19 protein-coding genes and 2 pseudogenes are annotated in these 22,456 nt (G+C 61.2%); 8 read left to right on the top strand and 13 right to left on the bottom strand.

Annotated features, from left to right (window positions below; genetic code table 11):
- Window positions 1-58: 58 nt before the first annotated feature.
- The gene (locus QP978_RS05650) at window positions 59-634 is read right to left on the bottom strand and encodes a CueP family metal-binding protein (protein ID WP_038626118.1); all 576 of its coding nucleotides are present in this window, start codon (window positions 632-634) and stop codon (window positions 59-61) included.
- A gap of 403 nt (window positions 635-1,037) precedes the next feature.
- On the opposite strand from QP978_RS05650, the gene copR reads away from it, so the two are divergent.
- The 6 genes and pseudogenes from copR to QP978_RS05615 all read left to right on the top strand — a co-directional run bounded on the left by copR (window position 1,038) and on the right by QP978_RS05615 (window position 6,959).
- Window positions 1,038-1,760: a two-component system response regulator CopR gene (gene copR / locus QP978_RS05645; RefSeq protein ID WP_038626116.1), complete on the top strand. Its 723-nt coding sequence runs from the start codon at window positions 1,038-1,040 to the stop codon at window positions 1,758-1,760.
- Window positions 1,757-2,884 (top strand): two-component system sensor histidine kinase CopS, encoded by a 1,128-nt coding sequence (copS, locus tag QP978_RS05640; RefSeq protein ID WP_284856943.1) that lies wholly within the window; start codon window positions 1,757-1,759, stop codon window positions 2,882-2,884. Before copR ends, copS begins: the two co-directional genes overlap by 4 nt.
- A 111-nt stretch (window positions 2,885-2,995) precedes the next feature.
- On the top strand, window positions 2,996-3,322 hold the full coding sequence (locus tag QP978_RS05635; protein WP_048731341.1) for a heavy-metal-associated domain-containing protein: 327 nt from the start codon (window positions 2,996-2,998) through the stop codon (window positions 3,320-3,322).
- A gap of 51 nt (window positions 3,323-3,373) precedes the next feature.
- Window positions 3,374-5,569, top strand: coding sequence for a copper-translocating P-type ATPase (locus QP978_RS05630; RefSeq protein ID WP_284856941.1), 2,196 nt, complete (start codon window positions 3,374-3,376; stop codon window positions 5,567-5,569).
- Window positions 5,570-5,657: 88 nt separating this feature from the next.
- Window positions 5,658-6,343, top strand: a pseudogene (locus QP978_RS10835) (DUF305 domain-containing protein).
- Between the two features lie 436 nt (window positions 6,344-6,779).
- Complete coding sequence (locus QP978_RS05615; protein WP_224784021.1) at window positions 6,780-6,959, top strand: hypothetical protein; 180 nt, start codon at window positions 6,780-6,782, stop codon at window positions 6,957-6,959.
- Between the two features lie 135 nt (window positions 6,960-7,094).
- On the opposite strand, the gene QP978_RS05610 is transcribed toward QP978_RS05615, so the two are convergent.
- The 7 genes and pseudogenes from QP978_RS05610 to QP978_RS05580 form a co-directional block, all read right to left on the bottom strand.
- Window positions 7,095-8,987, bottom strand: coding sequence for a heavy metal translocating P-type ATPase (locus tag QP978_RS05610; protein ID WP_284856939.1), 1,893 nt, complete (start codon window positions 8,985-8,987; stop codon window positions 7,095-7,097).
- The gene (gene cmtR, locus QP978_RS05605) at window positions 8,984-9,343 is read right to left on the bottom strand and encodes a Cd(II)/Pb(II)-sensing metalloregulatory transcriptional regulator CmtR (RefSeq protein ID WP_012359887.1); all 360 of its coding nucleotides are present in this window, start codon (window positions 9,341-9,343) and stop codon (window positions 8,984-8,986) included. Before cmtR ends, QP978_RS05610 begins: the two co-directional genes overlap by 4 nt.
- An 82-nt stretch (window positions 9,344-9,425) precedes the next feature.
- Window positions 9,426-10,493: pseudogene (locus QP978_RS05600) on the bottom strand (LLM class flavin-dependent oxidoreductase).
- A 361-nt stretch (window positions 10,494-10,854) separates the two neighbouring features.
- Window positions 10,855-11,397 (bottom strand): DUF488 domain-containing protein, encoded by a 543-nt coding sequence (locus tag QP978_RS05595; RefSeq protein WP_187404096.1) that lies wholly within the window; start codon window positions 11,395-11,397, stop codon window positions 10,855-10,857.
- A gap of 189 nt (window positions 11,398-11,586) precedes the next feature.
- Window positions 11,587-13,299: a SulP family inorganic anion transporter gene (locus tag QP978_RS05590; protein WP_284856938.1), complete on the bottom strand. Its 1,713-nt coding sequence runs from the start codon at window positions 13,297-13,299 to the stop codon at window positions 11,587-11,589.
- Between the two features lie 287 nt (window positions 13,300-13,586).
- Entirely contained in the window at window positions 13,587-13,895 is a 309-nt protein-coding gene (locus tag QP978_RS05585; protein ID WP_049170660.1) for a hypothetical protein, read from the bottom strand.
- A gap of 259 nt (window positions 13,896-14,154) precedes the next feature.
- Window positions 14,155-14,430: an amphi-Trp domain-containing protein gene (locus tag QP978_RS05580; RefSeq protein ID WP_049170663.1), complete on the bottom strand. Its 276-nt coding sequence runs from the start codon at window positions 14,428-14,430 to the stop codon at window positions 14,155-14,157.
- A gap of 372 nt (window positions 14,431-14,802) precedes the next feature.
- Here QP978_RS05580 and QP978_RS05575 point away from each other — a divergent pair, with 372 nt between their 5' ends.
- Window positions 14,803-15,297 (top strand): 2'-5' RNA ligase family protein, encoded by a 495-nt coding sequence (locus QP978_RS05575; protein ID WP_049170665.1) that lies wholly within the window; start codon window positions 14,803-14,805, stop codon window positions 15,295-15,297.
- 47 nt (window positions 15,298-15,344) lie between these two features.
- Here the strand turns inward: QP978_RS05575 and QP978_RS05570 are convergent, their stop codons facing one another.
- The 5 genes from QP978_RS05570 to QP978_RS05550 form a co-directional block, all read right to left on the bottom strand.
- Window positions 15,345-16,229 (bottom strand): hypothetical protein, encoded by an 885-nt coding sequence (locus QP978_RS05570; protein ID WP_049170669.1) that lies wholly within the window; start codon window positions 16,227-16,229, stop codon window positions 15,345-15,347.
- 146 nt (window positions 16,230-16,375) lie between these two features.
- Window positions 16,376-17,599 (bottom strand): MFS transporter, encoded by a 1,224-nt coding sequence (locus tag QP978_RS05565; RefSeq protein ID WP_371259701.1) that lies wholly within the window; start codon window positions 17,597-17,599, stop codon window positions 16,376-16,378.
- A 69-nt stretch (window positions 17,600-17,668) separates the two neighbouring features.
- On the bottom strand, window positions 17,669-18,193 hold the full coding sequence (locus QP978_RS05560) for a CBS domain-containing protein (RefSeq protein ID WP_049189374.1): 525 nt from the start codon (window positions 18,191-18,193) through the stop codon (window positions 17,669-17,671).
- Window positions 18,194-18,488: 295 nt separating this feature from the next.
- Window positions 18,489-19,361 carry a patatin-like phospholipase family protein gene (locus tag QP978_RS05555; protein ID WP_049189375.1) on the bottom strand — a complete coding sequence of 291 codons (873 nt, stop codon included), beginning with the start codon at window positions 19,359-19,361 and terminating at the stop codon, window positions 18,489-18,491.
- 98 nt (window positions 19,362-19,459) lie between these two features.
- Entirely contained in the window at window positions 19,460-20,710 is a 1,251-nt protein-coding gene (locus tag QP978_RS05550; RefSeq protein ID WP_049189376.1) for a glutaminase, read from the bottom strand.
- A 152-nt stretch (window positions 20,711-20,862) separates the two neighbouring features.
- Here QP978_RS05550 and QP978_RS05545 point away from each other — a divergent pair, with 152 nt between their 5' ends.
- Window positions 20,863-22,296 (top strand): GuaB1 family IMP dehydrogenase-related protein, encoded by a 1,434-nt coding sequence (locus QP978_RS05545; RefSeq protein ID WP_049189377.1) that lies wholly within the window; start codon window positions 20,863-20,865, stop codon window positions 22,294-22,296.
- Window positions 22,297-22,456 lie beyond the last annotated feature (160 nt).

Raw genomic sequence — 22,456 nt, 5'->3', positions numbered from 1 at the left:
CTGGTGTAAGAATTCAGTGACACGGGAGACAGGCGCAGGTGAGGACCCTGCTGAGCCATCACGTCAGGCGCAGGTCTGTGACACAGGTGGCACCGTCGTCGGTGGTGGAAAACTCCGTGGTGCCGGTACGCCCCTGGTAGCTGACCTCAATCAGACCGGTGACATCATCGGGAAGCCAGAAGCCAATAAACCCGTTGTCGAAGGTGGTTGTCGCCTCGTCCACCAGCACCTCACCGGTCGCCTCATCGGTGATCGTGACCTGGATATCCTCATTGTTGAGTTCCCCCAGGCAGGTCGTGAGGCTGTGGTAGAAGCAGTCGTGGGTGGAGGTGAGATAGGGTGCGATCGAGACATACGTCTGATTGTCGGGAAGATCGACCACGACTTCCTGGTCACCGCTCGAGAGCAGCAGTTCATCGGCGCGCACTGAGGCGATCAAATCCGTGGGACGCTCAGTGACCTTCTGCCGGTCGAGGTGATCAATGATCTCCACCGCGCCCATGTCGGCCAGGCCATGGGTAGTCAGGAATGTATCCTGGGACACCGTCCCGTCGGCCGTGGGTTCCGGGTCGGCGGCCGAACACCCCGTGAGGGCGAGGGCAAGGGCGGCGACTGCGATCGCTGCTCGTTTCACGTCAATCTCCTTGGATCGTGGGTAGGACCGTGAGAAGACACCGCCTCAAGGTCGATGCCATACCTTTATCTAGCACGGGTGCCTGACGGACTAGAAATCAAAAACCCTGCTCACGGCCTTATAGCAGGGCGAAAAGAGGGTGAATTCGGTGAGCTGGGTCACCACCGGGACACCACCCCACAGCCGTGGTCGATGTCCTTCTACCCGCCCCGGGTATGCGGTGCTTGCAGTGAAATCCCTGGTGGCGCCTGCTGAACCGACCAAGGGAGGTGATGCCGCCGGCCCGGGGTGGGGCACAGGGGTGACGGCGGTGAAAGGTTATGTTTGAAGATTTGATGAAGATTCCCCGCCGGGCACTGAGCGAGGATGGTATTCCCCTCTGACCGGAGCGATACTGGGGTCTATGGCTGACCACACACCGACCACCGCCACGCCCCCGGGGCGGGTGCTGGTCGTCGATGATGAACAACCCCTGGCTCAGATGGTGGCCTCCTACCTCATCCGGGCAGGCTTCGATACCCGTCAGGCGCACACCGGCACCCAGGCCGTGGACGAGACCCGTCGCTTTTCCCCCGATGTTGTAGTGCTGGATCTGGGGCTGCCCGAACTCGACGGCCTGGAGGTGTGCCGACGGATCCGCACCTTCTCGGACTGCTACATCCTCATGCTCACCGCGCGTGGCAGCGAGGACGACAAGATCAGCGGTTTGACCCTGGGGGCGGATGACTACATCACCAAACCTTTTAGCATCCGGGAACTGGTGACCCGGGTGCATGCAGTGCTGCGCCGCCCGCGCACCAGCACCACCCCACCGCAGGTGACCACCCCCTTAATCGTTGGTGACCTCATCCTTGACCCCGTCGCCCATCAGGTGCGGGTGGGGGAGACTACCGTGGAGCTCACCCGCACGGAGTTCGAGCTGCTGGTTGCCCTGGCCCTGCGCCCCGGCCAGGCGCTGACCCGCCACGACCTGGTCACCGAGGTCTGGGACACTACCTGGGTCGGTGATGAACGCATCGTCGATGTCCACATCGGCAACTTGCGTCGCAAGCTCGGCACCGACACCCGAGGCCGGGGGTTTATCGACACCGTGCGTGGCGTGGGCTACCGGGTGGGGCAGCCATGAATCACGGACCCGGCTTGACCTTCCGCTTCCTGGCCGCCCAGGTGTTGGTCGTGGTGATTAGCCTGATGGTGGCCGCGGCCGTGGCCACGACGGTGGGGCCGACCCTGTTCCATGATCATATGTTGATGGCCGGCCGGGAGGACCCCTCGCTGGAGCTGTTCCATGCCGAGCAGGCCTACCGGGACGCCAACCTGATCACCCTGGCCGTCGCCCTGCCCACTGCCTTGATCAGCGCCCTACTGGCCAGCCTGTGGTTATCGCGGCGTCTGCGCACCCCCCTGCAGGATCTCGCCCGCGCCGCTACCAGCCTGGCGGCCGGTAACTTCCGTATCCGCGTGCCCGCCGGAGAAGCAGGCCCCGAGGTCGCCACCCTGGCGGATGCCTTCAACACCATGGCCGACCGGCTGGAACACACCGAACAGGTCCGCCGCCAGATGCTCTCTGATCTGGCCCACGAAATGGGCACCCCCTTATCGGTGCTCATGGTCTACCTCGATGGTCTCCAGGACGGGGTCGTGGACTGGAATAATGCCAACCATACGATCATGGCTGACCAACTCACCCGCCTGACCCGGTTGATGGAAGACATTGACGATGTCTCCCGAGCCCAGGAACACCGGATCGATTTGGACCTGGCAGAGGAAAGGCTCGGGGATCTGCTCCATACCGCCGCTGCTGCCGCGGGGGAAGCTTATGCTGACAAAGGCGTCGATTTACAGGTCGAGACCATTACGGACACCGCCCGGGTGCTCGTGGACCGGCAACGCTTCGGCCAGGTGATGAGCAATCTCCTGTCGAACGCGCTACGGCACACCCCGGCCGGCGGGCAGGTCCAGATCAGCGTCCACCGACAGGGGGCGTCCACCGCGCTCATCCACGTCGCCGATGACGGCGAGGGCATCCCACCTGGCCAGCTCGGACACATCTTCGAGCGCTTCTACCGGGGGGATGCCGCCCGCAGCCGGGACAACGGCGGGTCTGGTATCGGTCTGACCATCTCCAAGGCATTGATCGAGGCCCACGGCGGCACTCTCACCGCCACCTCCCCCGGACCCGGTCGCGGAGCGGTGTTTGCCCTCCGCCTCCCGCTGTCCCCTCCCGACAGTGAGGAGGCTGCTCGGTGAGCACACCCTGCCCCGTGTGAGGGCCGTGCCCTCCACTCCTTGAAAATATACCCCAGGGGGGTATATGCTAGCGAGCGTTACCGCATCCCACCGACCCGTAGGAGCTTTCCCATGATCACCTCCCCGCCCCGCCTCTTGCCGATGGCCTCCCACGGCTGCAGCTGTTGCGGACCTGCCTCACGTGCCGACACCGCCTCCGTCCCTGCCGCCAGCGACTCGTCAGCAGGAGGGTCCTCCCCTAGCTACCAGGTCACCGGCCTGACCTGCGGGCACTGCGCGAAAAGCGTGACTCAGGCCCTTCAGGGGCTCCCCCAGGTCGACGACGTCCAGATTGACCTCGCTGCTGGTGGTGTTTCCACCGTCACGGTCACCGGTGCCGTACCTCCGGAGATGGTTCGCCGGGCCATCGAGGAGGCCGGCTACACCGTCTTATCCTGATCAGTTTTACCCATCATCTCGACCCCGACCGGGTTGAGCGGAAGGAACGTCATGAGCACTCCCCACCATTCCGGCGATCACCATGGTGATCACCCCGCTCCGGAAACAGACCACACCCACCACCCGGATCATGCCAGCCACGAACACCACACAGATGCCGACACCCACGGCCAGGGGATGCCCCACGATCACCCGCACTCCGCCCTGGACGAAGACCACCACGTTCATGGTCACGGCGAACACGCTGGACACAGCACTGCAATGTTTCGGGACCGCTTCTGGTGGTCGCTGATTCTGTCCATTCCCGCCGTTATTTTCAGCCCCATGGTCGCCCACCTGCTCGGCTACCACCTCCCGGCATTCCCCGGATCCACCTGGATCCCCCCGGTGCTGGGCACGATCATCTTCGTCTACGGCGGAACGCCTTTCCTCAAGGGCGGATGGAAAGAACTGAAATCCCGCCAACCCGGGATGATGCTCCTGATCGCCATGGCCATCACCGTGGCGTTTGTCGCCTCCTGGGTCACCACTCTGGGGCTGGGCGGTTTTGACCTGGACTTCTGGTGGGAGCTGGCCCTGCTGGTGACCATCATGCTGCTGGGCCACTGGCTGGAGATGCGTGCTCTCGGGGCCGCGTCCTCCGCGCTTGACGCGCTGGCTGCCCTGCTGCCGGATGAGGCCGAGAAAGCCATCGACGGGACCACCCGCACCGTGGCCATCTCCGAGCTGGTCGTCGACGACGTCGTGCTGGTGAGGGCCGGTGCCCGGGTGCCGGCCGACGGAACCATCATCGACGGAGCCGCCGAATTCGATGAGGCGATGATCACCGGCGAATCCCGTCCCGTCTTCCGCGACACCGGTGACAAGGTGGTCGCCGGTACCGTGGCCACCGACAACACCGTCCGCATCAGGGTGGAGGCTACCGGCGGGGACACCGCCCTGGCCGGGATCCAACGCATGGTTGCCGACGCCCAAGAGTCCTCCTCCCGGGCCCAGGCCCTGGCGGATCGGGCGGCAGCGTTGTTGTTCTGGTTCGCGCTGATCTCCGCTCTGATCACCGCGGTGGTGTGGACCATCATTGGCAGCCCGGACAATGCCGTGGTGCGCACGGTCACGGTGCTGGTCATCGCCTGTCCGCACGCCCTGGGCCTGGCGATTCCGCTGGTCATTGCGATCTCCAGCGAGCGGGCCGCGAAATCCGGGGTGCTCATCAAGGACCGGATGGCGCTCGAGCGGATGCGCACCATCGACGTGGTGCTCTTCGACAAAACCGGCACCCTGACCGAGGGTGCGCACGCGGTCACCGGTGTCGCAGCAGCTGTCGGCGTCACCGAGGGCGAGCTGCTGGCCCTGGCCGCCGCCGCGGAGGCCGACAGCGAGCACCCCGTGGCCCGCGCCATCGTGGCGGCCGCGGCCGCCCATCCCGAGGCCTCCCGTCGGCAAATGCGTGCAACTGGTTTCAGCGCCGCCTCCGGCCGGGGGGTCCGGGCCACTGTCGATGGCGCTGAGATCCTCGTGGGCGGGCCGAACATGCTACGCGAGTTCAACCTCACCACCCCGGCCGAGCTCACCGACACCACCAGTGCCTGGACCGGGCGTGGGGCCGGTGTGCTCCATATTGTCCGCGACGGTCAGATTATCGGTGCGGTGGCCGTCGAGGACAAGATCCGCCCCGAATCCCGCGCCGCCGTGAAAGCCCTGCAGGACCGCGGGGTGAAGGTCGCGATGATCACCGGTGACGCGCAGCAGGTGGCCCAGGCGGTTGGCCAGGACCTGGGGATCGATGAGGTCTTCGCCGAGGTCCTGCCCCAGGACAAAGACACCAAGGTCATGCAGCTGCAGGACCGGGGTTTGAGCGTGGCCATGGTCGGTGACGGTGTCAATGACGCCCCCGCTCTGACCCGTGCGGAGGTCGGTATCGCCATCGGTGCCGGCACGGATGTGGCCATGGAATCTGCCGGGGTGGTCCTAGCCAGTGATGACCCGCGGGCAGTGCTGTCGATGATTGAGCTGTCCCAGGCCAGCTACCGCAAGATGATCCAGAACCTGGTCTGGGCCTCTGGCTACAACATCCTCGCCGTGCCGCTGGCCGCCGGAGTGCTCGCCTCGATCGGGTTCGTGCTGTCCCCGGCCGTGGGCGCGATCTTGATGTCTGCCTCGACCATCGTGGTGGCCCTGAACGCCCAGTTGTTGCGCCGGATTGATCTGGACCCGGCCCACCTGGCTCCCACCAGTCCGAAGGAGTAACACACCACGCCTACTCCGAAATCCACCGCCGTCCACTGATCCATCACTTCTCTCCACTGACCCCATATGACCCTGAAAGGGCTCCACCATAAAGCGCACCCTTATTCTTTCCGCTCTCGCCGTGGCCTCCACCCTGGTGCTGGCCGCCTGCGGTGAGGCCACCGACTCAGGCAACACCGACGCCACCACCTCGGCCACCAGCACTGCGACGACTACCGCTGAGACGACCGAGACCACCAGGGCGGCGACTGAGGAGGACGGGGAGATCTCCGCCGATCACAACGACGCGGACATCATGTTTGCCCAGATGATGATCCCCCATCACAAGCAGGCCGTGGAAATGAGTGAGATGCTCTTGGCCAAGGAGGGCATCCCCGCCCAGGTCGTGGAGTTTGCCTAGGGAGTTATTGACGCCCAGGGACCGGAGATTGACCGGATGAACGCCATGCTCGAGGCCTGGGACCAGCAGCCGGTCACCGACTCTGGGGCATGGGAACCATGGATGAGATAGGTGGAATGGATCACGGCGAGATGGGTAGCATGAGCGGGATGATGAGCCAGGAGGACATGACAGCCCTTGAGGAAGCCCAGGGCACCGGCGCCGCCCGCCTTTACCTGGAGCAGATGACCGCCCACCACGAAGGCGCGGTCGACATGGCCCGTGACGAGGTTGCTGACGGCCAGAATCCCCATGCAATCACCCTGGCCGAACAAATTATCAACGACCAGGAGGACGAGATTGCCCAGATGCAGCAAATGCTCACTGACCTATGACAGGTCCCCGTCTTTTTCTGATCCCGAGGACAGGAATCTGAAAAAGAGGGATAACCGTGACGATTGCCACCTGCTGCGGGCGATGGGTCGTTGTCACCGCAGCGGGTGCACCGGGGTGGATGTTTCTACTCCCTCTGGTCGCACCACTGAGGAAAGGGGAAAGCCCCTGTGTCCAGAACCTTGGAGGACTACGCATTATTGTCCGATACTCACACGGCCGCCCTGGTCTGCCGGCAGGGCAGCATTAATGTTGGGGGTGTCCCCCGAGTAGTGGACACGGCGTTGGTGTCAGTTAGGCAACGAGGCCTACGGTAGCAGCCGTCGTCGGATTCTCGGTGGCGATTCCGACCCGAACCTCGGGGACATTCTCGCGCTTCCTCATCTACGTGAGCTCCGCGACGCCGGCCAGCTCACCGCTACCTCCATCTTCGATAGCTTGAGCGAGCTCGACCACGACCATCTAATCTGGTGCACTGGTTTCCGTCCGGCCCTCGGTCCATTCCGCCACCTCATGCGTGGCCGTGAAACCGCGATGAAGAATCTCCATCTAGTTGGTTACAGCAACTGGACCGGCGACGGCTCGGCAACCCTGACGGGTGTCGAGTCCTTTTGCTAAATACGCTGCCCAGGTAGTCGCGGGTCGTGTCGATGAAGCGCGGCATCAAAAGTTTTGAGACGACGCTTGGTCCCTGAGCAGCTCGATCCTTCAAAGATCCGCGCTGGAGAGCCGCGCGCTGGGCGAAGGTGCGCGTCAGCGCTTCGCTCGCGCAGCCCGCAGGCCGTTCAAGATCACGATAACTTCAGCGACCTCGTGAACCAATACGACGGCGGCCAGACCCAGCACGCCGCTGATCGCCAGCGGCATCAACACGATGATGATGGCCAGAGACAGCACGATGTTCTGGTTAATAATCCTGCTGCCTCGACGGGCGTGCTGCAGCGCCTGCGGGATCAACCGGAGGTCGTGGCCGGTGAAGGCGACGTCAGCGGACTCGATTGCGGCGTCAGAGCCGGTCGCTCCCATTGCTATGCCCACCGTCGCGCCCGCCAGCGCAGGAGCGTCGTTGATGCCGTCGCCAATCATCGCCGTCGGCGTCTTGGAGGAGAGCTCGGCGACGATGCTTGCCTTGTCCTCTGGACGCAGCTCGGCGCGCACGTCGTCGATTCCGGCGATTTCAGCCAGCGCCCGGGCGGTGCGAGTGTTGTCGCCGGTGAGCATGCTCACTTCCACGCCGTTGGCGTGCAGGGCCTGCACAGCTTCGGGCACCTCGGGCCGCAGTTCGTCGCGGACCCCGATCGCCCCGGCGAGGGCGTCATCGACGGTGACAAGGACGCAGGTTTGACCCTCGGACTCCATGCGCTCAACGTCTGCCTTCAGTGGCCCGGCGTCGATCCACCGGGGACTGCCCACAAGTACCCGTCGACCTTCGACGGTGCCGCCGATGCCATGCCCGGCTTCCTCGCTGATGTCCAAGGCAGCGGGCGCTTCGGGCACCGCTGCCGCGATCGCCGCAGCGAGGGGGTGCGTCGATTGCTGCTCAACTGCCGCCGCGAAAGCAAGCACCTGCGCCGGATCGAATCCGTCTGCCGGGACCACGTCGGTAACCTCGGGCTGGTTGCGGGTAAGGGTTCCGGTCTTGTCCACCGCCAGGTGATGGATGCCGCCGAGTCGCTCGAACGCCGCGCCGGATTTGATGACCACGCCGAACTGGCTGGCCGCGCCGATCGCGGCCACGACCGTCAGCGGCACGGAGATTGCCAGTGCACACGGCGATGCTGCGACCAGGACCACCAACGCGCGGGTGATCCACGTCTCGGGGTCGCCCAGCAGCGAGCCAATCATGCCGACCAGCACCGCCAGGATCATCACCCCGGGCACTAGGGGTTGGGCAATCCGGTCGGCGATCCGGGCGCGGTCGCCCTTTTCCGCCTGCGCCTGCTCGACCAGGTCCACGAGTGTGGTCAGCGAGTTGTCCGTTCCAGCTGCGGTCGTCTCGACCTCCAGCACGCCGGCGGAGTTGATTGCTCCCGCGGGCACCTCGTCGCCGGGCGCAACCTCCTCCGGAATGGATTCTCCGGTGATCGCTGAGGTGTCAAGGCTGGAGCGCCCAGACCGAATGATGCCGTCCGTGGCGATCCGCTCTCCGGGGCGCACGAGCATCAGCTCGCCAGCCACGAGATCCTTCGCTGCGACCTCGACCGTCGTACCGTCGCGCAGCACCGTCGCGGTCTGCGGTACCAATTTCAACAGTGCCCGCAGTCCGCCCTGGGCCCGGTCCATCGCCTTGTCTTCCAGTGCCTCGGCGATCGAGTACAGGAACGCTAGCGCCGCCGCCTCTCCGACGTAACCGAGGATTACCGCGCCGACCGCGCTGATCGTCATCAGCAAACCAATGCCGAGCTTGCGCTTCGTGGCAAGGTTCCGGATAGCGCCGGGCGTGAACGTATACGCCCCTAGCAGCAGGCCGATCCAGAACAGAACTGTCGCGGGTGTCTCTAGTCCGGACCAGTCCAGCGCCAGACCTATGCAGAGGGCTACGCCGGAGAAGATCGGCAGTAGCAACTCGGGGTCCTTCCACCATGGCCGATCGAGATCTTCGATCTCCGTGGCTGGTTCGTGTTCGCATCCACATGCTGAACTCATGCGTCCGCTCCTTTTCCGTCGCAGCCGGGCACCGAGCACTCAGGGTCGATGCACGGGGCGTTTTCGTCGACAGCCAACGTTGCGTTCACTAGTGCGTTGAGCGCTGTCGCGAGGTGCGGATCGGCGATTTCGTAGCGTGTCTTGCGGCCCTCCGGCTCGGCGACGACGATGCCGCAGTCACGCAAGCAGGTCAGGTGGTTCGAGACGTTCGAGCGGGTCAGGTCCAGGTCGCGCGAAAGCACGGCCGGGTAGCTCGGGCCGTCGAGTAGGGTGATCAGGATTCTGGAGCGCGTCGGATCCGCCATGGCCCGGCCGAGCCGGTTCATGACGTCGAGGCGTGAAGCAATAGTCAGCATATACTGAACTATACAGCAATTACTGAACTATTCAACACGCACTGAACTGACATTGAAGCGAAGAGCTTGCGAACTGCAGGAATTAGTCGATGAGATAGCCGGTAACTGGGCCTTCGTGATTCGGCTGCCAACCCAACGCGGGGGGCGACATGCGTGGCGAAGTTGTCCAAGATCTTCACGTTGACGTCGACGCCATCCCGGTGGGGATGGTGATGAGCAGGGTGTCGGCGGACATGACGGCGGCGTCGGCTTTGAGCTGCTCAATGAGTTTGTCCGGCTCGGCGGCATAGGTGCGGCCGAAGGTGGAGGCGCCGACGTCGGGAAGCATGCCCACCTGATCGGAGCCGGAGGCCTGCATGCCGAACAACTGCATGTCCGCGCCGTCGACGATGGGGAAGATAGAGCGGGACACCGACACGCGCGGCGTCCAATCGTGGCCCGCCTTCTTCCACGCGGCGCGATAGCGGCTGATCTGATCCGCCTGGATTTCGCCCAGAGTCTCGGCGGTGGTCTCGGAGACCAGGGTGGAGGACATCAGGTTGAGCCCGCCCTTGGCGGTTTGCTCGGCAGAAGCGTGGGTGCCGGAGCCGTAGAAAATGTGCTTACGCAGCTCGGGCGCCATGGGGAAGACCGGCAGGGCGGAGCCGGGTTGGAATATGTTGGGGTACTGCCGGTCCAGCGGTGCGGCGGTGGCGAATCCGTTGCCGTCCACTGCAGCCATGAACGCCTCGAGGTGGGCTCGCGCCACGTCCGCGCCGTTGGGCGCTTTACCCCAGTAGCCGAAGGCCTCCCAGCCGCGGTCAGCCACCTCGGGGGCGCCGCGCGAGATGCCCAGGGCCACGCGGCCACCGGAAATTTGGTACAGCGACGCGGCCTCTTCGGCGAGGTAGAGCGGGTTTTCATAGCGCATGTCGATGACACCGGTGCCCACCTCGATGTGTTTGGTAGTGGCCGCGACAGCACCCAGCAGCGGCATCGGGGCGGAGGCCTGCGGCGCGAAGTGGTGGACACGAAAGGACGCGTTGTTCACGCCGATTTCGTCCGCAGCCTGGGTGATCTCCAGATGAGTCTTGGCGATCTTTTCCGCAGATGGCCCGCGCTAGCTGCCGAAGGCGTAATGCCCGAAGCTTAAGAAGCCGAACGCTTTCATTGGATAACACTCCTTTTGATGGTGTTAACGAGAGGGGGTAACTTTGCAACGAGATGCCGTGGAGTTCAAGCTCGACGTCTAGGGCCGTGGCAAGTCGGTAGTACGTTTTTCGATTCGACGCTTTGGGGCACACTACCGGGGTTGCCGGTGCTCTTCTTAGATTGCGCGGTTCAGATTTCCTAACCTAAAGCTCGTTTGAGCGTGCTATCCGCTGGTGTGCCTCCGATGCTGCTGCTCATAAGGTGGTGGGCGCTCCATGAATACAAGGCGTAAGTCGCGCCTTAGGTCAGGCCGAGGAGGATGCCGTGGCTCACTGGGTCGTAGTCCGAGTTTCCGCACCCACTGGCCTCTGGTGTACGCGCTAGCCCCGCTCGGGGTAGCGCACGAGGAGATCGTTGCCGATGACTGCGCCGTCGTTGAGCGTTGCCTCGCTCACCTTCGCCCCGGCTGCACCCAGACCCATAATGTGGCCAACCTCGTCACCGTGGGCGATGAGGTGGTCGGCGATGATACGCCGGTGGCAGCGCCACCACACCGCCTCGGCGCACATGATTGCGGTGGGGGTTTCCGCGGCGTTCGCCCGTAGCTGCGAGATTGCGTCGGAGAACTCCTCGCCCAGCGCATGGTCGGCGTAATTGTGGAAGCTGCGGTTACGCCAGTTGCCGTTAACCTCAAACGGCACCGAGTGGGACACGTTGCGCCGCCCGGTGAGGCCCTCGCTTCTGCTGTAAGTGATGCCACATGTAGGAAGGTGTTCGGCAAGGTGGTCGCCGTTGAACCACGGGTACTTCCTGGACCCGGGAAGCTTGCGCACATCCACGATGGATGCCACACCGGCAGCCTCGATCATTTCAGCGAAGTCCTCGAACTCGAGGTTGGAGTGGCCCACGGTGAAAATGCGCATGTCGCCAATGCTACGCGCCAAGCGGTTACACCCACATCGGCTTCACGAATGAGAAGGTGACTTTGCAACGACACGTCGAGGAGTTTAAGTGCAACGTGTAAAGGTTTTTCAAGCATCGCGCGATGGGGATGTGGACCCACGATCGCAGGGGCGACTGCGACGGAGTGACCATTGTCTGGCTCAGCCAAGCTATTGACTCTGCGGCGTCCCGGGTGCGCCATCAGACTCTTCATGCTGAATGCGTGCGGCATGCAGTCGGGCGTGGGCGATGGCGTCGAGAGTGTTGTCGAAGACGTGATTCTCGTGCGCAAGTTGGTCGAATACGCCGAGTTCGCGCAACACCGGAATATGTTCGGGCTTCGTGGCTGCGAGCAGGACCCTGGTACCGCGGCGTTCGAGGCGCCCAATCGTGTCGGCGAGCATCTGGGCGCCGGTGGCGTCGATCGTCGTAACGTAGCGCATGCGGAGCACGACAACCTTGACCGACGAGACATCAGCGAGCTCGAGGAGGAAATCGTGCGCTGCGCCAAAGAAGAGAGGGCCTTCCATACGGAAGGCGGCGATGTGCTCGTCGAGGAGCTCGCGTTCCTTGTCGCGGTGGTCCCCCTCGTCTAGTGGGGCGGCTTCCAACACCGCAGTGCGGGCGGTCTCGCGCAGTGCGAAGAAGCCCGCCATTACAAGGCCGATGAGTACGGCGACGACAAGGTCGAACACGACGGTGGCGGCAGCTGTGATGAGCAGGGTCGCCCCGTCGCCCTTGGTGGCGCGTATCACCGAGCGGAGGTTCCGCGGGTGGATCATCTGAATCGCAGTGGCGATGAGCACGCCGGCGAGCGCGGCGAGAGGAATCTCGCCCACCCACCGGGCCGCGACGAGCACGGCCACGAGCAGGAGCAGCGAATGGAACACCGCTGCCAGGCGTGTGCCTGCGCCTGCACGCACGTTGACGGCAGTTCGGGCAATCGCGGCGGTTGCGGGAATCCCGCCGAACAGGGGCGCGACGACGTTGGCCACGCCCTGCCCGAAGAGTTCGCGGTCGGGATCGTGCCGGTCGCCGACAGTCATTGCGTCGGCAACCGTCGCAGACAGCAACGATTCCAGCGCACCGAGAGCTGCGACGGCGACCGCTGCAAACAGCAATGAATCCAGGTGCTCCCACGGAATCTCTGGCCAGCGCGGAGCAGGCAATGTCGACGGGATGTAGCCGATTGTCTTCAGGCCGCTGTCTGCCAGCATGTTGATGGCTGTCGCTGCAGCTACCAACACTAGCGCCGCGGGGAAGCCACTACGGACGCGCGCAGCAAGCACGATTCCAGCCGCTACTGCAAGGGTCATCACGGGCGCCTGCCATGCCGGAGCATCTAACCAAGCATTGATTGAGCCCCACGCCAACCCGAGGACTTTCTCGCCCTCCACGTCAACACCAAGTGCTGCAGGCAGCTGTTGTAAGCCGATGATTAACGCAATACCGGCGGTGAAACCTTCGACGACAGGTAGTGGCATGTACTTCATCGCGCGGCCAGCGCCGGTGAACGCCAGTACGAGCAGCATGAGCCCTGCCAGCACGCCGACGACGAGAACCCCATCGGCACCATGGTTGGCCACGATGGGGATTAACACGACGGTCATTGCGCCGGTCGGGCCGCTTACTTGGACGTTACTACCGCCGAAGATCGCGGCCAGGATACCCGCAACGATGGCCGTCGTAATTCCGGCCGCCGCGCCGACACCGGACGCAACGCCGAAGCCGAGCGCGAGAGGGAGTGCGACGAGGGCCACCATGAGGCCTGCCGAGAGGTCGCGCCCAATCGTCGCGCGGGACCAGTCCGAGCGGCGCGGTGCGAAACGCAGGGCATGAGATTGGAAGCCCACCGTAGAGGCGGCGGAGGAGGGGCGGGTCATGCTACTTTCTTGCTCCTTCAGGGCTCAATGACACTCAAAGGATACACAAGGTGTCATCCTCCGACGGCCGCATTCCCGGTTCTGGCCGAGGCCTCATGTCGACGGAATAAAACTTCCTGACCTGGCGGGAGTTCGCTGGAGCGTTGTCGCGGTGCTTGGAGTGACGCGTGTGAGCCGGTGTCCGAAGAGCAGACAGCCCGGGAGAATCGGTACCAGTGCCATACAGTGCGCGACACCACTGCTCATAGGACGGGCCCGACGGCGGGCTGGGGGGGGGCGAGGGCCGGCTACCGGATCCGGGCTTTCGCGGCGACGAGCAGCAGGGCGGCGTGGTCGACTTCGCCGTTTTTGATCTCGCGATTGAGCTTGTGTAGCACCACGGGGCAGCGCAGGCAGCGGATGCCGGATTTGCAGCACTTCTTCTTCGGCGTCATTGCGGCCAGTTTGAAGGGGTCCTTGCCGGCGAGCTTTTTCGCGGCCTTGGCCTCGGCCTTCGAGTATTCGGGCAGGCGTAGCGAGGTCGTTGCCGCAGCCTTTTTCTTGGTTTTGGCGGCGTGCGTCTTCTTGCCCTTGTCGCCTTTCTTGCCCTTGGCCATGCGCGTTCCCTTCGTCGCGGATTTTCCCGAATTAGGTTAGCGTCACCTCATGCGATGTGGGTAGGCGTGGGTGTATGGCGGGTGTATTCGGCGTGGTGTACGACGACCGACCAGGTTGTAGAGATTCTGCGATACGTGCTTAAGGCGTAAGGCCTGCAGAATTAAGAGCCAAGACAAAGGGCGACTTCGGAAGACAATTCCGAAGTCGCCCTTTGCTTAGTCAACACTGCGCGGACCAAACCGGACAGCAACAAGCCTGCTAGGAGATTGCGAAGCCAGATGCTGGTCCTGGCTTTTCGACGGGCTCGCCAGCCTCGTCGACCATCCAGTCAATTTCCAGCTCCAGCTCGCGCTCGATGCCAGCACGCTTTCGGGAATCGACGACTTCCATCGTGGTATTAAACGATGTCGGCATGGTCATCGTCACCGTGGACTCACCAGTGCCGAGAGTCATTTCCCCGGCGCGGATGCGAGCTGCCAGCGTCTCCAGCAAATCCGCGAGCTCATCGCGGCTGAAGCTTGCCTTGCTCTTCACCAGCTTTTGATTCTTCGGGGGGTGTAATTTTTTTAGGTTTCGGTGCCATGTCTTTACTTACCTTTCCAGCCGTGTAGGTATTTGTGCAGTGTGGAGAATCGGCCGTCACTCCACACTGTCTTTGAAGATGGTCTAGAAAGCTTTCAGGAAGCCTGTCTATCCCCATTATCCCAATAAAAAGTGGTTTTTACCGGGCTAAATAACAAGAGGCTAGAAATTTCTATAGGTAGGTTATAAATTGTGGAAAATCCCTACGCTATGCTCTGGGGTGCAAGGTCCTAAGTGCCTTAGGTTAGGAGCTCTAGTAACGGCGCCCTTGGGTAGCGCCTCAAACGTGTCGACCGACAGCAATAGGGGAGGAGTAAACGTCACATGGTGTCACCCGACAACATCCTGATGTACCTTCTGCCTGAGCAAGAGGCGCAGGTTAAAGAGATATTTGTGCAACTGGCAGAGCGTGGATTCCCGCAGCAGAATCAAAAGCCCCACATCACTGTCACCTTCGCACCGACCATGAGCCCGGAGGTAATCCAACGAGCAGCCGAAATTCTCCCACCGCTGATGCCTGCGGAATTCCGCAGGGTAGGAACGGTAGTGTTCGGCACAAAGAGTAAACAGACTGTCGCATGGTTATTAGAAACAAGCGATGAGCTGGAAGAAGCCGCTCGTGAGATCAGTCGTCTTAACCCTGAAGGTCGCGGCTCCCGCTGGATTCCGCACCTGACTATGGGGCTGCGAATCCCGCGGGATATGGTTCCCGGTTACGTCCGGGCTCTTGATGAACTAACAAGCCCGCACTTCAAAACTCTTAGTGCACCACGCGCTGCGTTCTGGAGTCCCAAAGTGCAGGAATTAACGGAGTTTTAGCGCGCCGCACGCCGCAACTTTTCAAAAGCAGCGCAGCCAAGCGGCCACTAAGCGGCGTCCATAATCTTCTTTGCCTGGGCATCGAAGACCTCCAAGGCGCGCTTCTTTGCCGCTTCCTTGGACTCTGGGGTCGCCTGTGCAAGTTCCATCGGTTGTGTCGCATTTTCCGCGCCGGTTGATGGAACGTCTGGAATCGGGGCAGCGGACACCATCACCATCACGCCATTGACAACGCCGACAATGTCGTAGCTGGTGGCATCAGTATTAGTGCCACCGGAGCTAATGTCCACAACTGTCGCGTGTGCAGTGAGCTCATCTGGCTTGACGGAAAGATCCGGCTCCCACTTTTCCCGGTGCATTTTCATGGTGGTTGTCATATCCATGTCATTGAGCATCTCCTGCGCCTCAGGAGGAAGTTCCTGGCCTTCCATGGATTCGTTTACGAGGTCGGAAGCATCCATCGAAGCGGTCACCTCAGAGCACTTGTTAAGAACATCTGTGTACTCCTGGTAGGTCTGAGGGTTCTTCAATACTGAGACAGCGATGGTGACCTTTTCCGCGTCCAAATTAGCGAAAGAACTGACAGCTCGCTCCAATTCTTCCGTTGGCTTGATGAAAGTGGCACATTCGGCCGGCTCTATATCTAAAGAATCCTCCGAAAACATCTCCATTGCGTCCTTGTACCCATTAATCCTGTTGTTGGAGAAGTCCACACCTTGAACTTCATTAGTGAGCAGGAGCTGATCTTCGGATGCAGCTGGAGCTGACCCGTCTGCCTTCGTCATCTTGCTGGTCGACTCTTTGCCTGCCTCGCCACCGGCATTGTTGCTTTCTTCTCCCGAGCCGCATGCGGTGAGCAGGGCGGCGCTTGTACAACCTGCGACGACGGTTGTCGCAATTTTCTTCCACATTCCAGAGCTGCGCTGCTTCATGATTCCTCATTCCATCGAGCTGAATTTCAACAACCTATGCAACCTGATCAGATGTCCTGAGCCGGAGCCAATCTTTTGTGAAAGAAAGAATACAAGAGCTCGCCTCAGCACGCTTCCCAATATCAAGAATTTCAGTCGCGTCTGCTTCACGACGCTCCGTCGGACCTCACCGCAGACTGTGCAACCTTTGCCACGGGGTACGTGGATACCAACGCAATAATCGCACCGAAGATGAAAACGGGCACGAATCCGAATTTCGGTGCTGCGAAAGAAATAACAAAAGGAGCGAAGAAACCAACATAGGTCAGCGAATAGTAGATAGCAGTCGCAGCGCCCAGCTCGGCTGGCGGTGCGATAATTTGCACTTCGCGGAGGCCGGAGACCATCATCACGCCGTACGCGGCACCGAGAGCTAGAGCAGCGGGGAAAACGCTCCACACATTCTGGGTGAGTGCAACGATAAGACTGAGCAGCATTCCGACCGTCGTTAAGCCAAGACCGAAAATAGCTGGCGGGATAAAGCTGCTGGAACTGATGCGAGTGACCAGTGGTTGCACCAAAACGCCGGTGCCCATCGTGATACAGGCGATGAGCCCGGCGAAGGCGATGGGGTAGCGGGATTCGGCGATTGTTGGCAGGACGACGAAGGATGTGCACGCAGCGCCGAAGACCCACGGTGCCCAAGCGGCGACTGCCCACAGGAACCTCGGGCTAAGCGTGGCGGAGGAGAAGAACCGTTGCGGAGAGTCGCTGTGCGCTGCGTTTGGAAGTCCTCCGGAAGCGTTCCATGTTATTGGTGCGATAAAAAGCAGCAGTGCGAGATGAACAAGATAGGGGATGACATCAGGGCGCGGGGTGAATTCTGCGACCAACCCGGAAGCCAGGGGGCCGAGGGAGAATCCGGCGGAGAGTGCAACGGTTGCGCGCCGGGCAGAAATTTGAGGTGCGACGGGCGCAATTTCTTTGATCCACGAGGCACCGGCGGCCATTACCATGCCCATCGAAATGCCGATGATAAGACGTCCTACCAGAAGTGATGGGAAGTGGAACCAGATGCCGGTGAGTAGGACGGCTGAGCCAACGGCAGAGGTTATGAGTGCAGGCCGGATGATGGCGCGACGGCCGAGCCGGTCGGAAAGTGGGCCGCAGATGAGTAGCGCGGGGATGAGTCCTGCGACGTAGATGGCGAAGAGAAAGGTGACCTGGGACTGGTTGAGAGCATCGGTTATTCGATACGCGGGCAGGAGTGGTGCGAAGAGGTTGGCTCCAAACGCAACCGCGAACATGCCCAGGGCTACCCGAATCCAGTCTCGTATCACGGTTGCCTCCTGAGGGCTCTCATCTGTGGGGATAGAACAGTGTGGTAACAACAATAGGCCAGCTAGCAAACGCTAGCTGGCCTATTGAGTTACTCGGGTCGTCTACCCAAGTTAGTCGCCCTAGTTATTGGCGGCGCCGAAAAACGCGGTAATCGGCGAGAAGAATCCCTTGGACTTCTTTGACTTCTTAGCTGCCTTTGTCCTGCCAAGAATGCGCTCAGAGATGCGGTCGGTGAGGACACCTACCAGCTTGCCGCTGCGGACGACGGGCAGCTCGCTGAGCGGCCCGTCAATAAGCTGGCGAGCCCTGATTGCAGCTGGATCCTCGGGCTTGACAAAGACCTTCACCGGGGCGCCGACGGTGTTCATGTAGGCATCGCGGTCGGCGTACTCACGGAGTTCCTTCAGCGTAATATCGCTGGTCAGGTAGCCTTCATCGTCGACGAGGAAGACACAGGTATCGTCATCGAGACCAGCAAATTCGGCTGCGTAGGTGCTCAGTGCCTCACCGACCGTGATGTCCTCCGGCAGCGCAATGTAAGAATCCGTCATGTGCATGCTTACGGTGTCAGGCAGGAGGCTGTACGGGCTGATTGAAGACTTCGGCTTGAAGAAGTTGGCGATGGTGTTCTGTGTCTGTGTCATTGTGGATCCTTTTCCAGGTATCCCAGCTCCTTTGCTAGGAGGGAATTTCTGTTGATTGAAAAATTATGGCTCCCCGCCTAAGAGTGTTGGCAATGTAATGCCGTAACTAAAGGTGGCCACTTGAGATGGACCCTTGCTTCGAGAGTCTTTCGAAACTCTCGATAAAGTGCAGGGCAGCGGCCTATGTGGATATAGGAGCCTTACCTAACGAGGTTGTTCGCTACGCAAAGGTTAACACAAGGTTACGTACACAGTAAAGAGGAATGAACGAAAAGCTTCCTAAAGGTGGCGGGAGTTATAAGCCCATGAACTCTCGAATTGCTGGCCATTCGGCATCGGCTTGCGCCCGGCCGAGCTCGTAGTTGTGCAGCAGCTTCGACCGCCTCCGCTCCGCCTTTGTGATGCTCATGTTATTGGCGTAGAAAACATATGCTTGGCCTTTTCGTTCAAGCTCAGCAGCCCAATCGAGAGAAGCGTTGTAGCGCTCGTGTCTAGTGATAAGCAGCTCAGCCACCACCGGGTTACTGCGGAAAATCTGGCGCAGTAGCTGTGGGCGCTTAGGGGCGGTGCGACGGAATCCTTTCGGGCGAGTCAGGACGATGAGGAACTTCTTGAAACCATCTGCTTCGGCGGCATTAATGGGAATGCCACCTGATGATCCCAGTGCACCGTCGACGAACGGAACGCCATCAATATAGGGCATACGCATGACACCCGGAATCGTCGAACTGGCGCGAGTGTACTTCATCAGCGTAGGTAGATCTGGGATATCGTCCGGCCCCCAGTTGATGGTCTCGCCCGTATCCGCTCGGACAGCAGAAATCCGGTAGGGAGTTGGATTGTTCTTAAAAGTCTCGTAATCCAGGGGCATGGCGCCGTCGGGAAGTCCCGCGTCTTCGTAGATGTACTCGGCATCGAAATAGCCCCGCCCGCGCAACATTGGGCGCCAGCCACTGCTGTTCGGCTGTGCGATGAAGTCAGTGAAGCTAATTATAGAGCGCTGGATATCCCGGGAAAGGTAATTGACCACGTGAGAGGCGCCGGCGCTTACGCCACCGACCCAGCCGACATCGATGCTCTCGCGAAGTAGCCGCTCGACGAAAGGTGCCGTGTAACTATTGCGAGTCCCTCCGCCCTCGAAGACTAATGCCACATCGCTGACCTGCATTTACATCCCTCCGGTTGTTCTCGCGCTGCTGCCTTTCGGGCGTTACGATCGTTCAAGACTACCCGAACGTCACCATATTGGATTTCGGTTAGCGTAGTTTACGGCGCATCCTGGAGGATGACTGGCAGCAGCCCCTCGCCCATATCTGGGTTCGGCAGTACGCCCTCCGGGTCGTAGAACAAGATCTCCTTGCCGTCATGGCTCAGACGTCGCATCGCTTCCAGAATCAACGTGCGTCCCACCGGGTTGACAATGCCAACGCGGCTGACGTCGAAGACAACTTCGCTTTCCGACGGTGTGGAAGTCGCCAACCTGTTGAGAATGATCTCGGCCGCAGTGAAGTTGACTGGGCCCTGAATCTCGATGATCGAGCGGCCATTGCTGACGCGCGTACCGCGCAGCGCACGCGAACCAATCGCATCGGCATCCATGAGATGAAGACCCAAATCTTCGGAGAGCTTCCGGAAGATGGCAATGCTGCGGACGCTGTTGCCGTGGTCGTTCAATCGCGGCGAAAAGGCTGCAAGACCCGCCTGTCCAGGCAGCGCTCCCAGCAAGCCGCCGGCGACACCGCTCTTGGCGGGAATCCCGACCTCGGTAAACCATTCACCGGCCTCGTCATACATGCCGGCAATAGCCATCACGGACAAGACTCTGCGAACAACCGAGCGGCCGAGCACAGTCTGATTGGTGACCGGGTTAACGCCACCGTTGGCCAACACTGCGGTCATCATGGCGACATCGCGAGTGTTGACCAGCACGGAGCACTGTGCGGTGTAGCCGCGGACAGCATCGTGGGGCGTGGTTTCGATGAAACCGTAAGCTGCCAGCATATGTGCGATGGACATGTTTCGATGGGCAGTGTCCATTTCGCATTCATAGGCATCGTAGTCAACGCGGAGCTTACGGCCAGCCAAAGTTGAGAGAAGCTCCACCATGTGCTTGGTGCGAGTCTTCCAGTTGGCACCTGGCTGGCATACGAACTGGTTGATGGTCAGTGCACCGACATTAATCATCGGATTCTTTGGTCGGTGCGTGCCCTGCTCCAGCGACAGCTCGTTGAAAGCCTCACCGGAAGGTTCGGTGCCCACAATGCTGTCGATTTTGTCTGTGCCGTGCTCGGTGATGGCTGCGGCATAAGCGAAGGGCTTGGACATCGACTGAATGGTGAATTCAGTATCGGTGTCGCCCGTGGCGTAGGTGCGACCTGACACGGTGGTCATAGCAAGTGCCAGGCGGTCGGGATTAGCTTGGGCAAGGGTGGGAATATAGTCCGCTACCTCGCCAGACTCATCGGGGCGGACGGATTCGACGATTTCGGACAAGTAATCTTTGATCGGCGTTTTCATCAGATTCTGCTAAGCATCTTTCCTGGGCTGAAAAATCCCGGTTGAGTCAATGGAGTCCCGTTCGAACCTACACCAGGCGAGGTCAGCCACTGATGCTCACCTCTGTGCACTCTCACCGTGCGCGCCGGAAAAATCGGCATATCCTGGGGTGTGTGAAATTCCTCAACGATCAGTCCGCGCCCTACGAGTTGACCTACAGCGATGTCTTCATGGTGCCGTCAAAGTCATCCGTCGGCTCTCGCATGGGTGTCGATTTGGCCACCGATGATGGCACCGGCACAACCATTCCGATTGTCGTCTCCAATATGACGGCCATCTCCGGTCGCCGGATGGCCGAAACCACCGCTCGCCGAGGCGGAATTGCCATCCTGCCGCAGGACGTCCCAGCTGACATTGCTGCTGAGACCATCCGCAAGGTCAAGTCCGCTGGGCTGGTTTTCGACACTCCAATCGTCGTCAAGCCTCACCACACCGCGGGGTATGCGCGCCATCTTCTGCCGAAGCGCGCGCACGGTGCGGCAGTGGTGGTGGAAGACAACAAACCGGTTGGTCTGATTACCGGCCGTGATCTGGCGGGCGTTGACAACTTTGCGCAGGTGGGGACGCTCATGTCCACTTCGCTATTTACGCTTCCGGCCGATATTGAGCCCCGTGACGCTTTCGACCAGCTCACCGCATCCGGGCGCAAACTCGCTCCGGTGGTGGATGCCGATGGCGCGCTGGTGGGTATCCTCACGCGTAAAGGCGCGCTGCGGGCGACGCTTTACAAGCCGGCTGTCGACGCGGAGGGCAAGCTGCGCGTCGGTGCGGCGCTTGGCATCAACGGTGATGTTGAAGGGCGCGCGAAGACACTGCTCGACGCAGGTGCCGACGTGCTCGTTGTCGATACCGCCCACGGTCATCAGGAATCGATGCTCCGTGCTTTACGACGAGTCCGCGCGCTCAACCCACCTGTGCCAATTGCCGCTGGCAATGTCGTGACCGCCAATGGTGTTCGCGACCTAGCGGAGGCGGGAGCCGACATTATTAAGGTCGGCGTCGGTCCGGGTGCGATGTGCACAACCCGAATGCAGACCGGAGTTGGGCGTCCACAGTTTTCTGCCGTGCTCGAATGCGCTGCAGCTGCCCGTGAATGCGGCGTGCATGTCTGGGCTGATGGTGGAGTGAAGGACCCTCGCGATGTTGCGCTTGCGTTGGCTGCGGGTGCGTCCAACGTGATGATTGGTTCGTGGTTTGCCGGTACCTTCGAGTCCCCAGGTGATGTCCAAAAGGACGTCGACGGGCGCATGTTCAAGGAGTCGTTTGGCATGGCTTCACACCGTGCGGTGGAGAGCCGAAATGCACAGGTAGAGGCCTTTGAGAAGGCCCGGCGCGAGATGTTCGAAGAGGGCATCTCGACTGCGAAAATCTACCTGGAGCCAGGCCGCGAAGGCGTGGAGGACCAGATCGATCGCATTATCTCGGGCGTACGTTCTTCGTTCACATACGCGGGTTCGGCCACCATCGAGCAGTTCGCTGAGCGGGCAGTGGTGGGAATTCAATCCGCTGCGGGCTTTGCGGAAGGAATGCCGAGGGCGACGCGGTAGCCGTCGTCAAGCCTCTCGGGGCTAAGCCGACTAGCGGTGCTGCGGGCCAATTGGTAGGTATGTAAAGACGTTGTTAGGACGTGTTTAGTACCACGTGCAAGATTGGGGAGGGGCTGGCGATTATGGGTCGGCAGGTAAGAGAAAACAGTGCTGTAACGGA

This window comes from Corynebacterium sp. MSK035 (assembly GCF_030232615.1).
GTDB lineage: Bacteria > Actinomycetota > Actinomycetes > Mycobacteriales > Mycobacteriaceae > Corynebacterium > Corynebacterium jeikeium_D.
This window is presented reverse-complemented; position numbering and strand designations above follow the sequence as displayed.